Origin of the sequence: Flavobacterium buctense (genome assembly GCF_014486695.1) — a bacterium.
GTDB lineage: Bacteria > Bacteroidota > Bacteroidia > Flavobacteriales > Flavobacteriaceae > Flavobacterium > Flavobacterium buctense.
The window spans coordinates 1-684 of sequence record NZ_JACTAB010000031.1 but is presented as its reverse complement, the minus strand read 5'-3'; the positions used below and the strand labels follow the sequence as shown (position 1 = coordinate 684).

The following is a 684-nucleotide window of genomic DNA, read 5'->3' as shown; positions in this document are numbered from 1 at the left end:
TTATGTGATTATAATGCTCCCGGCGATGAATCGGAAGTATTTACTTTAAATAGTATGGATACGGAGATTGCCAATGGCCAAAGCAATGTAACGATTAGTTATTATTTGACTCAAGGCGATGCACAAACACAGACCAATTCGCTACCCAATTTATATTCTAACATCAGCAATCCACAACAAATTTGGATAAACATTAGCAATAATTTGACCGGTTGCGATGCAGTGAGTTCGTTTAATTTGGTTGTTAATCCATTACCAACGGTTACCGAGCCTGAACCTATATTCCAATGTAGTAATGGGTCGACGACTCAGGCAGCGTTTAATTTGACTATCAACGAAGGGGTTGTTATTGCAGGGAATACATCACTGGTTACTGTTTCTTATTACAACACATTGCTTGATGCTCAAAATGAGACGAGTCCTATAGTTACGCCAGGGACTTACCTTGGAACAGATAATGAAATAGTTTACATCAGAGTGGAAGACAATACTACGGGTTGTTATGCTACCACTACACAATTATTAAGAGTTACCGAAGGGCCAATCGCTGTAACGCCACAAGCGCTTCATTATTGTGATCCGAACAACGATGGTTTTGGCGTGTTTGATTTAGAGTCTGCCTCGACAGAGATAGCCGGCGGAATATGGCCACTAATAGGTGTTTCCATCACTTATCATGAAACA

The 684-nt window shown here is 40.4% G+C and carries 1 pseudogene; it reads left to right on the top strand.

The features are described 5' to 3' along the window. Positions 1-684: pseudogene (locus ICG50_RS13025) on the top strand (hypothetical protein); the annotation flags it as partial.